The sequence below is a fragment of the Stenotrophomonas maltophilia genome, from assembly GCF_023518235.1.
Taxonomy (GTDB): domain Bacteria; phylum Pseudomonadota; class Gammaproteobacteria; order Xanthomonadales; family Xanthomonadaceae; genus Stenotrophomonas.
The window spans coordinates 2,161,204-2,176,036 of sequence record NZ_CP090423.1; the positions used below are offsets into that span (position 1 = coordinate 2,161,204).

The 14,833-nt window shown below is 67.7% G+C and carries 13 protein-coding genes and 1 pseudogene; 13 read left to right on the forward strand and 1 reads right to left on the reverse strand.

The annotated features are described in order from the left end of the window. Window positions 1-36 precede the first annotated feature (36 nt). From LZ605_RS10190 to LZ605_RS10245, 12 genes are all read left to right on the forward strand, one after another. Entirely contained in the window at window positions 37-483 is a 447-nt protein-coding gene (locus LZ605_RS10190; RefSeq protein WP_249844714.1) for a GNAT family N-acetyltransferase, read from the forward strand. Between the two features lie 190 nt (window positions 484-673). Beyond that, window positions 674-2,374 (forward strand): malate dehydrogenase (quinone), encoded by a 1,701-nt coding sequence (mqo, locus tag LZ605_RS10195; RefSeq protein ID WP_249844715.1) that lies wholly within the window; start codon window positions 674-676, stop codon window positions 2,372-2,374. Between the two features lie 316 nt (window positions 2,375-2,690). After that, window positions 2,691-4,883 carry a TonB-dependent siderophore receptor gene (locus tag LZ605_RS10200; protein ID WP_249844716.1) on the forward strand — a complete coding sequence of 731 codons (2,193 nt, stop codon included), beginning with the start codon at window positions 2,691-2,693 and terminating at the stop codon, window positions 4,881-4,883. 193 nt (window positions 4,884-5,076) lie between these two features. Next, window positions 5,077-6,720, forward strand: a complete 1,644-nt coding sequence (mdcA, locus tag LZ605_RS10205) for a malonate decarboxylase subunit alpha (RefSeq protein ID WP_249844717.1) — start codon at window positions 5,077-5,079, stop codon at window positions 6,718-6,720. Window positions 6,721-6,730: 10 nt separating this feature from the next. Further along, a complete protein-coding gene (gene mdcC, locus LZ605_RS10210; RefSeq protein WP_107230182.1) occupies window positions 6,731-7,051 on the forward strand; it encodes a malonate decarboxylase acyl carrier protein in 321 nt (106 codons plus the stop codon). Continuing rightward, window positions 7,048-7,956: a biotin-independent malonate decarboxylase subunit beta gene (locus tag LZ605_RS10215; protein ID WP_249844718.1), complete on the forward strand. Its 909-nt coding sequence runs from the start codon at window positions 7,048-7,050 to the stop codon at window positions 7,954-7,956. The genes mdcC and LZ605_RS10215 overlap by 4 nt, the downstream gene beginning before the upstream one ends. Then, window positions 7,953-8,663 (forward strand): biotin-independent malonate decarboxylase subunit gamma, encoded by a 711-nt coding sequence (mdcE, locus tag LZ605_RS10220; protein ID WP_249844719.1) that lies wholly within the window; start codon window positions 7,953-7,955, stop codon window positions 8,661-8,663. The genes LZ605_RS10215 and mdcE overlap by 4 nt, the downstream gene beginning before the upstream one ends. Then, the gene (gene mdcG / locus LZ605_RS10225; RefSeq protein ID WP_249844720.1) at window positions 8,656-9,297 is read left to right on the forward strand and encodes a malonate decarboxylase holo-[acyl-carrier-protein] synthase; all 642 of its coding nucleotides are present in this window, start codon (window positions 8,656-8,658) and stop codon (window positions 9,295-9,297) included. The genes mdcE and mdcG overlap by 8 nt, the downstream gene beginning before the upstream one ends. Further along, complete coding sequence (gene mdcB, locus LZ605_RS10230) at window positions 9,294-10,151, forward strand: triphosphoribosyl-dephospho-CoA synthase MdcB (RefSeq protein ID WP_249844721.1); 858 nt, start codon at window positions 9,294-9,296, stop codon at window positions 10,149-10,151. Before mdcG ends, mdcB begins: the two co-directional genes overlap by 4 nt. Continuing rightward, a complete protein-coding gene (gene mdcH / locus LZ605_RS10235; protein ID WP_249844722.1) occupies window positions 10,148-11,068 on the forward strand; it encodes a malonate decarboxylase subunit epsilon in 921 nt (306 codons plus the stop codon). The genes mdcB and mdcH overlap by 4 nt, the downstream gene beginning before the upstream one ends. A 104-nt stretch (window positions 11,069-11,172) precedes the next feature. Continuing rightward, window positions 11,173-12,540 carry an SLC13 family permease gene (locus tag LZ605_RS10240; protein WP_249844723.1) on the forward strand — a complete coding sequence of 456 codons (1,368 nt, stop codon included), beginning with the start codon at window positions 11,173-11,175 and terminating at the stop codon, window positions 12,538-12,540. Between the two features lie 105 nt (window positions 12,541-12,645). Beyond that, window positions 12,646-13,365 (forward strand): GntR family transcriptional regulator, encoded by a 720-nt coding sequence (locus LZ605_RS10245; protein ID WP_249844724.1) that lies wholly within the window; start codon window positions 12,646-12,648, stop codon window positions 13,363-13,365. A 178-nt stretch (window positions 13,366-13,543) separates the two neighbouring features. Here the strand turns inward: LZ605_RS10245 and LZ605_RS10250 are convergent. Then, window positions 13,544-13,735, reverse strand: a pseudogene (locus tag LZ605_RS10250) (hypothetical protein); the annotation flags it as partial. 150 nt (window positions 13,736-13,885) lie between these two features. On the opposite strand from LZ605_RS10250, the gene LZ605_RS10255 reads away from it, so the two are divergent. Next, on the forward strand, window positions 13,886-14,833 hold the full coding sequence (locus LZ605_RS10255) for a nucleoside hydrolase (protein WP_249844725.1): 948 nt from the start codon (window positions 13,886-13,888) through the stop codon (window positions 14,831-14,833).

Here is a 14,833-nt window from a genome sequence, read left to right on the forward strand (position 1 = left end):
GATACTGGCCGGCCGATCACTGCAAGGATGCCCTGCATGCCTGTATTCGTCCGCGATGCGCGCCCCGAAGACGCCGCCGCCTGCATCGACCTGCGTGGGCGTACCCGCGAAAACGCCTTCAGCGCCGGGCAGTTGGCCGAGCTGGGCATCACCGCGCAGACGTGGGCCGAAGGCACCGCCGCCGGCGATTTCATCGGCCGCGTCGCCTGGGAGGGCGAGCGCATGGTCGGCTACTGCTTCGCCGACCGCGACAGCGGTGAAGTGCTGGTGCTGGCCCTGCTGCCGGATTACGAAGGCCGTGGCATCGGCCGCCAGCTGCTGCAGGAGGTGGTCAGCCTGACCCGCGATGCCGGCCACCGGCGGCTGTTCCTGGCCTGCTCGGCCGACCCGCGCTCGCGTTCGCATGGCTTCTACCGGCGCCTGGGCTGGCGCCCAACCGGGCAGATCGACGAGGTGGGTGACGAGATTCTTGAGCTGGTCTGATTGAAGGCGCCGCCAGCCATGGCCTGGCGCTGCCAATGAGGCATCCGGCCACCGGATGCTGCGTTGCATCAAAAAAGGACCGGATCCGGTTAGAATCGCGTCTGGATGCTGCAAGGCGTTGTTTCTTCACGCCCTTTCCCTGCTGCATGCGCATCCTGAACTCCTCCCCTCCGCCATCGATCCCGCCCCCATGAAGAAATTTGGCAAGGCCCTGCTCGCCCTGCTCGTGCTGCTGTTGCTGGCCGCCGCGCTGTTCCTGTACTGGCCGCTGACCCAGCGCTCGGTGCCCGCCGCCAGCAACGACAAGCCTGTCGACGTTGTGCTGGTCGGCGCCGGCATCATGAGCATCACCCTGGCCACCTACCTGCAGGAACTGCAGCCGGACTGGAACATCCAGGTCTACGAACGCCTCGACGGCGTCGCCGGTGAAAGCTCCGACGGCTGGAACAACGCCGGCACCGGCCACTCGGCGTTCGCCGAACTGAACTACACCCCGGAACTGCCCGATGGCAGCATCGAGACCAAGCGCGCGGTCGGCATCGCCGAATCGTTCGAGGTGTCGCGCCAGTTCTGGTCGCACCAGGTCAAGCAAGGCCGGCTCAGCCAGCCCAGCGACTTCATCAACCCGACCCCGCACATGAGCTTTGTCTGGGGAGATGACAACATCGCCTACCTGCACAAGCGCCAGCAGGCCCTGGTGAAGAATCCGCTGTTCTACGGCATGCAGTACTCGGAAGATCCGGCGCAGATCAAGCAGTGGGCGCCGCTGCTGATGGAAGGCCGCGATCCGAAGCAGAAGGTTGCCGCGACCTGGATGCCGCTCGGTACCGACGTCAACTTCGGCGTGATCACCCGCCAGCTGACCGCCGGCCTGCAGCGCAGCCCGAACTTCAGCCTGCACCTGAACCACGAAGTGAGTGCGCTGCGGCAGAACGCCGACAAGAGCTGGAACGTGACGGTGAAGGACCTCAAGGCCGGCACCGAGTCCACCACCCACGCCCGCTTCGTGTTCATCGGTGCCGGTGGCGCTGCGCTGAAGCTGCTGCAGATGTCCGGCATTCCCGAATCGAAGGATTACGCCGGCTTCCCGGTGGGCGGCCAGTTCCTGGCGTTCCAGGGCCAGGACGTGACCTCGCGCCATGGCGTGAAGGCCTACGGCATGGCCGAAACCGGTTCGCCGCCGATGTCGGTGCCCCACCTGGATGCGCGCAAGCTGGATGGCAAGCCGGTGGTGCTGTTTGGACCGTTCGCGCTGTACAGCACCAAGTTCCTCAAGCACGGCTCGTGGTGGGACCTGTACTCCTCGGTCACCCACAACAACGTCGGCCCGATGCTGGAAGTGGGCAAGGACAACCTCGACCTGGTGCAGTACCTGATGGGCCAGGCACGCCTGAACGATGCCGATCGCCAGGCCGAGCTGGTCAAGTACTTCCCCAACGCCAAGCCGGGCGACTGGAAGCTGGTGACCGCCGGCCAGCGCGTGCAGATCATCAAGCGTGATCCGTTGAAGGGCGCGGTGCTGCAGTTCGGTACCGAGATCGTGACCGACAAGGATCGCACCCTCGCCGCCCTGCTCGGCGCTTCGCCGGGTGCCTCGACCTCCCCGCCGATCATGCTGGACCTGATGGCTAAGGCCTTCCCGGACCAGATGAAGGCCGGTTGGGAAGCGCGCCTGCGCGAGATCGTGCCGTCGTACGGGCGCAAGCTCAACGACAGCGCGGCGCTGACCAACGAGATCCGCACGCTGACCAGCCAGACCCTGCACCTGCCGTACCTGGAGGTACCGGTGGATGCCAATGCGGCAGCCCCTGCACCCGCCGTGGTTCCGGCAGCGGTTCCGGCGCCGGCCAAGGAAAAGCGCAACGCCAACGAGGAACTGCAGGCGCTGTAAGCCCGCACCCGCGTTTCGATGCAGACGGACGGCCACCTTCGGGTGGCCGTTCGTTCTTGTGCGCCGACCCCAGGCACTGATGACCGGGTCAGAGCCCGTTGCCAGGGCAACGGGATCTGACCCCATCCCATCGCTGCCGTACGCCGGAAAGCCCATGCGCATTGATACGAATTGTAATGTTGTTAAGAATTATTTACATTTGCGTCCTGCGCAGTGACAACGCCCCTCCCAGATGGAACTGACGTGCCCGAAGCCGCCGCCCCGGGTGCTGGACGACTGTTGCCGCCCTTCCCCGCTTCCAAGCCTCGAGCCCCCCATGTCCCTGACCCTGCGTAACCGCCTGCCCCGCCGCGCACTGCTGCCGGCGGCCCTGCTTTCGTCGCTGTCCCTGCTGGCCGCACCCGGTGCGTTCGCTGCCGCCGATGGCGCCGCCGATGCCAAGACCCTGGACCGGGTCAGCGTTCGCGCCGAACAGTCCGCACCACCGTCGAGCACCACGCGCCTGCCGATCACCCTGCAGGAAACCCCGCAGTCGGCCACGGCGATCAGCCTCAAGCGCCTGCAGGACGAGTCGCTGTTCAGCATCAACGATGTGATGCGCACCGTGACCGGCGTCAGCGTCTCCTTCTATGACACCCAGCGCCCGCTGTACTACGCCCGTGGTTTTGCCATCACCGATTTCCAGGTCGATGGCATTCCCACTTACAGCGGCTCGACCAACCAGGAATACGACACCGCCTTCTATGACCGCATCGAAGTGATCCGCGGTGCCAACGGCCTGCTCAGTGGCGCCGGCGTGCCGTCGGCCACGGTCAACCTGCTGCGCAAGCGCCCGGGCAAGGAGTTCGATGCCTCGTTCGCGGTCAGCGCCGGCAGCTGGGACTACCGCCGCATGGAGGCCGATGTGACCGCGCCGCTGACCGATGACGGCCGTTTCCGCAGCCGCGTGGTCGCCGCCTACACCGATCGTGGGCTGTACTACGACCGCTACAAAGAGAACAAGATGGCGGGCATGGCGGTGCTGGAAGGCGACGTCACCGACAGCACCACGATTACCCTCGGCTACCAGAGCCAGGACAACAACCCGGTCGGATCCACCTGGGGTACCGTGGCGTTCTTCGACAACCAGGGCAACTTTGCCCACCTGGCGCGCTCGACCAACCTGTCGCCGAAGTGGAGCTACTGGAAGCGCGAGAGCAACACCGCCTTCGCCAATCTGGAGCAGCGCCTGGGCGAGGACTGGTTGCTGAAGATCAACACCGCCTACACCCGCGGCAACGTGCAGAACGTGCGCGTGTACGGCACCGGCAACCCGGACCCGGTAACCGGCTCGGGCATCTACCTGCGCGCCGCGGCGGGTGATTCCAAGGACACCCGCCGCAACGTCGATGCCTACCTGACCGGCACGTTCCCGCTGTTCGGCCGCGACCACGACCTCACCCTGGGTGCGCAGTGGTCGGACCTGGAAGGCACCACCAATACCGTCACGCTGAATTTCCCCCGCGACTGGGCCACCTGCGGGCGCGAGCGCTGCTACTACATCCCGAATGTCTTTGATTGGGACGGCGACATTTCCGAGGTGACCTACACCCGCACCGGTGCACGGCGCGTGGCAAAGACCACCCAGAGCGGCGTCTACCTGGCCACCCGCCTGCACCTGGCCGATCCGCTGTCGCTGATCGCCGGCGCGCGCCTGAGCCGCTGGCAGACCCTGAGCCGTTCCTACAACGCGGCCGGCGCCTATACCGGCACCAGCGGCGCCTACAAGGTCAGCGACGAAATCACCCCGTATGTGGGCCTGGTCTACGACATCACCCCGAACGTGTCGGCCTACGCCAGCTACACCGAGATCTTCAATCCGCAGAACTACAAGGATCGCAACGAGAACCTGCTGGCGCCGGTGCAGGGTTCGAATCTGGAAGCGGGGATCAAGACCCAGTGGTTCGACGGACGCCTGACCGCCAATGCGGCGGTGTTCGAAGCCAAGCAGGACAACTACGCCGTGCGCGACATGAGCGTGCCGGAGGGCACCCTCAGTGATGGCAGCTCGGCTTACCTCGGCATCAACGGCACCAAGGCGCGGGGCTGGGAGATGGACGTCAACGGCGAAATCCTGCCGGGCTGGACGGTCAATGCCGGCTACACCCATGTCAAGGTGACCCGCGCCGCCACCGACCTGCTGTACGCCAACCCGCCCGAGGACCTGCTGCAGCTCAACACCCAGCTGCAGCTGCGCGGCGCGCTGGAACGGCTGAGCATCGGCGGCGGCGTGCAGTGGCAGAGCAAGGTGCAGGGCTACAACATCGCCTACCCGCTGGGCGGCACGGTAACGGTGAACCAGCCCGCGTACTCGCTGGTGCAGTTCAACGCCAACTACCGCATCAGCGACCACTGGACCGCGACGCTGAGCGTGCGCAACGCGCTTGACAAGACCTACTGGGCCAACCTGGACTACAACAACTTCGGCGAACCGCGCTTCGTGTCGGCCAGCCTGCGCTGGAAGTTCTGAGCGACTGCAAACGGAAGTGCCGGACGCTGGCCGGCTCCCCATCACCCTGCATCGCGTGGAACCGGCCAGCGGCCGGCACTACCCGGATAAATGGGCCCGCCTCCGCGCGGGCCCTTCCTTTTGCTGCACTGCGGGTTGCACCCCACCCAATAATTATGCCGTAATTATCTCAACGCCAATCGGAAGCCGGTCGATGAACCCGAGCTGGGATACGTTGGAACGCAGCCGCCGGGTGCGCCTGGAGCGCGCCGCGCCGTGGGCGCGCGGCCACCAGGTCGCGGCCGACGACGTGCGCGAACTGCTGCACGCGCTGCTCGAACCCGGCGACAAGGTCTGCCTGGAAGGGAACAACCAGAAGCAGGCGGACTTCCTTGCCCAGACCCTCGCCGACCTCGACCCTGGCCGCGTGCATGACCTGCACATGGTGCAGTCGGTGCTGTCCCTGCCCTCGCACCTGGATGTGTTCGAGCGCGGCATCGCCTCGAAACTGGACTTCTCCTTCTCCGGTCCGCAATCGGTGCGGCTGGCCAACCTGGTGGCCGAAGGGCGCATCCAGATCGGGGCCATCCACACCTACCTGGAACTGTTCGGCCGCTACTTCATCGACCTGACCCCGCGCGTAGCGCTGGTGGCCGCGCAGGCCGCCGACCGCCACGGCAACCTCTACACCGGCCCGAACACCGAAGACACGCCGGTGATCGTGGAAGCCACTGCATTCGGCGGCGGAATCGTCATTGCCCAGGTCAACGAGATCCTCGACACCCTCCCCCGCGTCGACATCCCGGCCGACTGGGTCAACTTCGTGGTGCAGGCGCCAACGCCGAACCATATCGAGCCGTTGTTCACCCGCGATCCGGCGCAGATCTCCGAGATCCAGGTGCTGATGGCGATGATGGCGATCAAGGGCATCTACGCCGAGTACGGCGTGAACCGCCTCAATCATGGCATCGGCTTCGATACCGCCGCGATCGAACTGCTGCTGCCCACCTACGCCGAATCGCTGGGGCTGAAGGGAAAGATCTGCCAGCACTGGGCGCTCAATCCGCATCCGGCGCTGATTCCGGCCATCGAATCAGGCTTCGTCAAGTCGGTGCATTCGTTCGGTTCGGAACTGGGCATGGAGCAGTACATCGCCGCGCGTGGCGATGTGTTCTTCACCGGTGCCGACGGTTCGATGCGTTCCAACCGCGCGTTCTCGCAGACCGCCGGCCTGTATGCCTGTGACATGTTCATTGGTTCGACCCTGCAGATCGACCTGCAGGGCAACAGCTCCACCGCCACGCGCGACCGCATCGCCGGCTTTGGCGGTGCACCGAACATGGGTTCGGATGCACGTGGCCGCCGCCACGCCAGCGATGCCTGGATCAAGGCTGGCCGGCAGGCGGCACGCCCCGGCGAAATGCCACGCGGCCGCAAGCTGGTGGTGCAGATGGTGGAAACCTTCCGCGAACACATGGCGCCGGCCTTCGTCGAGCGCCTGGATGCCTGGGAGCTGGCCGAGCGCGCCGCCATGCCGCTGCCACCGGTGATGATCTATGGCGACGATGTCAGCCATGTGCTGACCGAAGAAGGCATCGCCAATCTGCTGTTGTGCCGCACGCCGGAAGAACGCGAACAGGCCATCCGTGGCGTGGCCGGCTACACCGCCGTCGGCATGAGCCGGGACCGCGCGATGGTGGAAAACCTGCGTGACCGTGGCGTGATCCAGCGGCCGGACGACCTCGGCATCAACGTGCGCGATGCCAGCCGTGACCTGCTGGCCGCGCGCTCGGTGAAGGATCTGGTGCGCTGGTCCGGCGGGCTGTACGACCCGCCCAAGCGCTTCCGCAACTGGTAAGGGACCGAGCATGGAAACCCTCGACTATCGATTCGAAGGCCGCACCCCGGTGCAGTTCGCGCGCGATGCGGTGCTGGTCGGCGTGCTGGCCTCGGGCAATCTGGAAATCCTGCTGGAGCCGGCCGCACTGGACGGCGCGATGACGGTGCGCATCGTCACCGCTGCGCGCGGCTTTGGCACCATCTGGCAGGCGGTGATCGCCGACTTCGCCCAACGCCACCCGCTGCGCGACGTGCGCGTGTCGATCAACGACGCCGGCGCCACACCGGCGGTGGTCAGCCTGCGCCTGGACCAGGCGGTGGAAACCCTGCTGGCCGGGGGCACACCATGAGCCACATGCAGCGCCGCAGCTACTACGAAGCCGATGCACGCGAGCGCATTGCCGGGCTGGTCGATGCCGGTTCGTTCCGCGAATTCCTCGGCCCCGCGCGGCGGATGATGAGCCCGCACCTGGCCCAGCTCGAACAGCCGGCCGCGTTTGACGATGGCATCGTGGTCGGCCAGGCGCTGCTGCGCGGCAAGCGCGTGCTGCTGGCCGCGCAGCAGGGTCACTTCATGGGCGGCGGCGTCGGCGAAGTGCATGGTGCCAAGTTGACCGGCCTGCTGCGCCGCGCGGCGCAGACGCACCCGGAGGGCGTGCTGCTGCTGCTCGACACCGGTGGCGTACGCCTGCACGAAGCCAATGCCGGGCTGATCGCTATTTCCGAGATCATGCGCGCCACGCTCGATGCGCGCGCGGCGGGTGTACCGGTTGTCGCCCTGATCGGCAGTGGCAATGGCGCGTTCGGTGGCATGGGCATCGTCGCCCGTTGCTGCAGCACGGTGATCATGTCCGAGGAAGGCCGGCTGTCACTGTCCGGACCGGAAGTGATCGAGACGGTACGCGGCGTGGAGGAATTCGACTCGCGCGACCGCGCGCTGGTGTGGCGGGTGACCGGCGGCAAGCACCGCTATCTGATCGACCAGGCCCAGGTGCTGGTGCCCGACGCCCTCGACGCCTTCGCCGGGGCCGCTGCCGAGGCGCTGCACCCCGATGCCGACAGCGGCGACACCGAGCGTGCATTGCGTGCATTGCAGGCCCGGCATGCGGCATTGAAGGCCCGCGTACAGGCCTGGGGCGATTGCCGCGACGCCGTGGAGATATGGGCCCGCCAGGGCATCGCCGAACCCGAGCGCCTGCCGCTGCTGGACACCGACGCCTTCCTTGCCGCCACCCGCGACCGGAGCCTGCCATGAACGCCGCGTTGCAGCCCCTGCTCGATGCTCTGTTCCCGCGCGGGCATGCCATCGCGGTGAGTGACTCGGTGCTGTCCGGCACGGCGACCACCCACGACGGCGTGGTGACAGTGATCGGCACCACCGACCGCATCGAGGTCGGTGTCGATCATGCATTGGCGCTGGCCGAATCGGTGCTGGCCAGCACCGCCGCGCATCCACAACGGCCGATCGTGATGCTGGCCGACACCGCGGGCCAGCGCCTGGCGCGCCGCGATGAACTGCTGGGCATCAACGGCTACTTCGCCCACCTCGCGCAGAGCATCGATCTTGCGCGCCGCCGTGGCGCACGGCTGGTCACCCTGGTCTATGGCGAATCGGTCAGTGGCGGCTTCCTGTCCTTCGGCCTGATGGCCGACCACATCCATGCCCTGCCCGACGCACAGGTGCGGGTGATGGACCTGCGCGCGATGGCGCGGGTGACCAAGCAGCCGCTGGAAGCGCTGCAGGCGCTCAGCCAGAGCTCACCGGTATTTGCACCGGGCGTGGCCAACTACGTGGCCATGGGGGCCGTGGAATCGCTGTGGGAAGGCGACCTGGCCCAGCATCTGCTGCAGGCCTTGCGCACGCCCAGCGAAGGCGACGTGCGCGCGGCGCTGGGTGTACAGCGTGGCGGTCGTGCGCTGGCGGCGGTTGTTGCCGATGCTGTGGCCCGCGGCGATGCCTGAGCGGCCCGCCCGCCACACGCTGATCTGGCTGTCGGCTCACGCCGACTGGCGCGCCGACGTGGCTGCACAGGAACCACGCCTCGCGGCCTGGTTCGCGCAGGGCCTGCCGGCGATGGTGGCACGTCGTGCCGTGGATGATCCCGACCCGCGCCTGCGCCTGGGCGTACCGCTGCCGCCGAACGAAGGCAAACTGCGCCTCGCCCTGCGCGTACCGCTGCAGGATGTACAGCGCCTGCAACTGCCGCCGACTCTGGACGCGGTGCTCACCGCCGGCGTCCCGACCGACTGGCAGCAGGCGCTGCACACCCTGGCGCGCATCGCACCGGCACGCGTGTTCGGTGCCTTTGCCTGGCAGCATCTGAGCCGATTGCCGTATGTGCATCCACGCTCGGACATCGATCTGTTGTGGCAGGTGCAGACCCGCCCCCAGGCCGACGCACTTGTCGCACATCTGAATGCCTGGGAGCACGAGCACGGCCGTCGCGTCGATGGCGAACTGAGCCTGCCTGATGGCGGCGCGGTGAACTGGCGTGAATATGCCGGCGACAGCCGCCAGGTGCTGGTGAAGCGCCTGGATGGCGCCGCGCTGGAAAGCCGCGAGCACGTGTTCATGGCTACCGGAGTGGCGGCGTGAGCGCCGTCGTGCAGCTCCGTCTGCCCGGTGAACGTGCGTTCGACAGCGCGCGCCTGGGGCGCCTGGCCATCGCCAGCCTGCATGCCGAACTGGCACTGGCCCCCAAACCGGGGCTGGTCACGCCGTTTGATGCAGGCAGCCATGACGACATGGATGCCGGCACGTTCCTGCGCAGCCTGTTTGCGCTGCGCCACTACTTCACCGCGATGGCACACGCCGGGGCTGCCGACGCACCGTTCGCGCGGCTGCGCGCGCACGGCCTCGCTGCCGAAACTGCGATGCTGCGCGCCACCGGGGGTATCAACACCCATCGCGGTGCAATCTTCAGCCTCGGCCTGCTGGTGGCCGCCGCCGCACGCTGCCGGCGCCAGCACGGCCACAGCGTGCCTGCCGCACAGGTGTGCCTGGGCGTACAGCACTGGGCCGACGATTTCGCCCGTGCTCCACTGGATGCGCAGAGCCCGGGGCAGCGTGCACGAGTGCAGCATGGCGTGCCGGGCGTGCGCGAACAGGCGGCGGCCGGGTACCCGTTGCTGCGCGAACTGGCGGTACCCACCCTGCGCCATGCCCTGAGCGCAGGCCTGCCGCGCGACGCGGCACTGTGCCAGACCCTGATGCAGCTGGTTGCGCACATCGACGACCTCAACCTGCTGCACCGTGGCGGCATCGACGGCCTGCTCTGGGCCCAGCAGCAGGCGCGCGGTTTTCTGGAAAGTGGCGGTGCCTTCGCACCGGGCTGGCAAGTGCGCCTGCACGGCATCGGTGAACGCTTCGTCGCGCGCCGCCTCAGCCCTGGCGGCAGTGCCGACCTGCTCGCCTGCAGCTGGTTCCTGCTGCAGCAGGAGGCCGCATGAGCCTGGCTCTGCTCTGTCCCGGGCAAGGCGCGCAGCATGCGGCGATGTTCGAGCGCGTGCGCGATCTGCCTGCCGCGCGCGACGTACTGGAGATTGCCAGCGCAGCGCTTGGACGCGACGTGTTCGCGGCGGCCGCTGGTGAATCGCGCTTCGACAATGCGCTGGCGCAGCCATTGCTGTGTGCGGCCACCCTCGCGCACTGGCGGGGACTACGCGAAGCGCTGCCTGCGCCGGTGCTGGTGGCCGGCTACAGCATCGGTGAACTGGCCGCGCATGCCGTCGCCGGCACCTTCAATGCGGACACCTGCCTGGCGCTGGCCGCCCGGCGCGCGCAGCTGATGGACGCCACCGGCCCCGCCGATGCCGGACTGCAGGCGGTGCTCGGGCTGGATCGCAGTGCACTGCACGCGCTCTGCGATGCGCACGGCACCTTCGTGGCGATTGCCAATGGCCATGATCATTTCATCGTTGGCGGTGCGCAGGCGTCCCTGCACGCACTGGCCGACGCGGCACGCGCACAGGGCGCCGAAGTCCGCGTGCTGCCGGTGCATGTTCCCGCACACACACCGCTGCTGGCGGCGGCGGTCGCACCATTTGCCGCCGCACTCGATGCTGCCCCGCTGCAGGCCCCGCGCCTGCCGCTGCTGGCCGGTATCGATGCACGCCCCGTGCGTGATCGTGCGGCGACCGTGCACACCCTGTCAGCACAGTTGGCGCAGACCATCGAATGGGCGCAGGTGATGCGCCAGGCCTTCGAGCGCGGCGCGCGGGTGTTCCTGCAGCTGGGCCCGGGCAATGCACTGGCGCGCATGGTCGCGCTGTCCTATCCGTGCTGCGAGATGCGCGCGGTGGAAGAGTTCCAGAGCCTGGAAGGCGCCGCGGCATGGGCCCGCAGCGCGCTGGAGCGGCTGCGGTAACGGGTTCGAGCAGTACGTATCACGCAACACGCAATACGTCGCCTTACCCCGGGATGGCGGGTCTCCATCCGTGCTGTACGTGAGCCACGTGTCTGGGAGGGCGCATGAGTCCACAACTCGCAACGATCATCGGTCTGGTGGTCATGTTCATCGTCGCCACCGCTCTGCCGATCAACATGGGTGCGGTGGCATTCGCTCTGGCGTTCATCATCGGCGGTGTCTGGGTCGGCATGGACGGCAAGGAGGTGCTGGCCGGGTTCCCGGGCGACCTGTTCCTGACCCTGGTCGGCATCACCTACCTGTTCGCCATCGCGCAGAAGAACGGCACCACCGACCTGCTGGTGCACTGGGCGGTACGCGCGGTGCGCGGCCACATCGTCGCCATCCCCTGGGTGATGTTCGTGGTCACTGCGGTACTCACCGCGTTCGGTGCGCTTGGCCCGGCCGCAGTGGCGATCATCGGTCCGGTCGCGCTGCGCTTCGCCAAGCAGTACAACATCAACCCGCTGATGATGGGCCTGCTGGTGATCCATGGCGCACAGGCCGGCGGCTTTTCACCGATCAGCGTGTACGGCAGCATCACCAATGGGGTCGTGCAGAAAGCCGGGCTGGAGGTGACCGAGATGGCGGTGTTTCTGACCAGCCTTGGTTTCAACTTCATGATGGCCATCATCTGCTTCGTCGCCTTCGGTGGCATCGCGCTGCTGCGCCGCGGCTCGATCACGCTGGCCGGGACGGTTGGCAACGCCGGGCTTGCGATGGCCGGTGGCCCGCAGGCGTCGTCGCGGCAGTTTGCCATTGAAGGGCATGGCGCGCTGGTCGCCGCCGGTGGCGGCACGCTCAGCAACGATCCGGAGGCGCTGGAGGCAGTCGGCTTCACCCGCGAACGCCTGTTTACCCTGATCGGCCTGCTGGGCCTGGGCGTGGCCGCGCTGATCTACAACCTCAACGTCGGCCTGGTCTCGATCACCGTGGCCGTGGCGCTGGCGCTGCTGTCACCGCAGAGCCAGAAGGGCGCGGTCGATGGCATCAGCTGGTCCACCGTGCTGCTGATCTGCGGCGTGGTGACCTATATCGGCGTGCTGGAGCATGCCGGCGCGGTGGACTTCATCGGCCACGGTGTTTCCAGCATCGGCATTCCGCTGCTGGGTGCGCTGCTGGTCTGCTACGTCGGCGGCATCGTGTCCGCCTTCGCTTCGTCGGCGGCGGTGCTGGGCGCGACCATTCCGCTGGCGGTGCCGTTCCTGATGCAGGGCCATCTGGGCGCGGCCGGCGTGATCTGCGCGCTGGCGGTGTCATCCACCATCGTCGATGTCAGCCCGTTCTCGACCAACGGCGCGCTGGTGGTGGCCTCGGCAGCGAAGGAAGAGCGCGAAACGCTGTTCCGCCGCTTCCTGGTCTACAGCGGCCTGGTGGTGGCGTTCGGCCCGCTGCTGGCCTGGCTGGTGTTCGTGGTGCCGGGCTGGATGTAACCACCCAACGGTAGTGCCGGCCGCTGGCCGGCAATCTCATGAAGCCATCCAGCGATCATGGGTTGCCGGCCAGCGGCCGGCACTACCTGGCGGTACACTTCCTCCATGGCCATTGCCCCTGCCCCGCGGTCACCGAAGAAGCGCGCGCCTCTGTACGAAGAGGTGGCCGAGCATGTGCGCGAGCGCATCTACGATTACCGGCTGCCGCCGGGCGAGTGGATCGACGAACCCGCGCTGTGCGAAGAACTGGGCATCAGCCGCACCCCGCTGCGCGAGGCATTGAAGCTGCTGGCCGCCGAAGGGCTGGTGCAGATCGATGCGGGTCGTGGCGCGCGGGTCACCCGGCTCACCCTGGAAGACCTCAACCAGCTGTTCCCGGTGATGGCGATGCTGGAAGGCCGCTGCGCGCATGAGGCGGTCAGGCATATCGACGATGCCGGCGTGCAGCAGCTGGAAAACCTGCACGCGGCGATGGAGACGGCCGCCGCCCAGGGCAACATCGCCGAGTACTACCGCAACAACTACCTCATCCACGAGACCGTGCAGCACTACGCCGGCAATCCGTGGCTGATCCGCATCACCCACGACCTGCACCGCATCCTGAAGATGCACCGTGGCCGCCAGCTGCTGACCCCGGGGCGCACCGCTCAGTCGCTGGCCGAACACCGCGAGCTGATGGAGTGCTTCCGCCGCCGCGACGCGCAGGCGGCAGGCAATACCATGGAACGCCACCTGCTCAGCCAGGGCCAGGCGCTGGCCGCCTATGTGGCCGCCGGCGGCCTGTTGAACGTGCCGGCGCCGCTACCCACCGAAGGCGGCGGCTGAGCGGGTGAGGTTGCCGGCCAGCGGCCGGCGCTACCGGGACGTGCGGGTATGCACCCGGGAACGTCCCTTCAACCGCCGCTGTCACCGCTGTCACCGCTTCTGTAGCGTCGAGCTTGCTCGACTGCTTTTGTACGGGCCGTCGAGCAAGCTCGACGCTACGCCGCCCTCACCCCTCCCTGCGGCCACCCGAGCCATCGGCCGTGGCCACCGCCATACACACGATCGCGCCGACCAGCGGCAGCAGCCAGACCAGCAGCAGCTGCACCGCCCGGCCCCCTGCCGACAGGCCCTCGCGCTGTACGATCACCACCGTGGCTACCGCGTTCAGGCCCAGCACCAGCAGGGCCAGCAGAAGGGTCACGATCAGCATGCGGCAGACTCCGGGCCTGGACGGGGCGTTATGGCCTGCGGCCCCGGCAATGGCCGCGCCTGTCATGAAGATGGGACAATGTGGGGCGCGCCAGCCTGCCTGCGGGCCGTCGGCGCCCCCCGCACCACACGGAAGAAGAAGAACAACAACATGCTGAAAGTCATTTTCGATACCGACCCGGGCGTCGACGACGCCCTGGCCCTGCTGTACCTGCACAAGCACGCCCAGATCGACCTGATCGGCGTCACCACCACCTTCGGCAACGCCTCGGTGGAGTCGACCACCCACAATGCGCTGTACCTGAAGCAGGCCTGGGGCTTTGCCGCCCCGGTCGCGCGCGGCGCCGCTGGCCCGCTGCAGCCGGAAGCCACCCCGGAGGCCTGGCCGGTGCACATCCACGGCCACAACGGCCTGGGCAATCACCCGGTGCCGGCACAGCTGGATGTGGCCGCCGACGCCCGCCCGGCGCATCAGCTGATCATCGATCTGGTCCGTGCCCACCCGGGCGAAGTGACCCTGGTCGCGGTCGGCCGCATGACCAACCTGGCCCTGGCCCTGCAGCAGGCCCCGGACATCGCCGGCCTGGTGCGCGGCGTGGTGCTCATGGGCGGCGCCTTCCACGTCAACGGCAACATCACTCCGGCCGCCGAGGCCAACATCTGGGGCGACGCCGAAGCGGCCGACCTGGTGTTCACCACCGACTGGCCGGTCACCGCGATCGGCCTGGACGTGACCACCCGCGTGGAAATGAACCGCGATGGCCTGGACACGCTGGCTGCCCTCGGCGGCGCCGATGCCGAGCTGGTGCGGGCGTTGTCGCAGGACTACGTGGACTTCTACCTGCAGGCGGGCCACAAGGGCATGGTGGTGCACGACTGCTGCGCCTGCATCGCGCTGACCCGCCCGGAACTGTTCCAGTTCGAGCGCGCCAGCGTGCGCGTGGCCACTGACGGCGTTGCCCGTGGCATGACCATTCCCAAGCCGGAAGGCATGGGTTTCGGCCCCAGCGTGTGGGATGGCCACGTGCTGCAGTCCGTCGCCATCGGCGTGGATGCGGCCGCGGTACTGGCCGACATCGAGCAGACCCTGAAGGTCTGA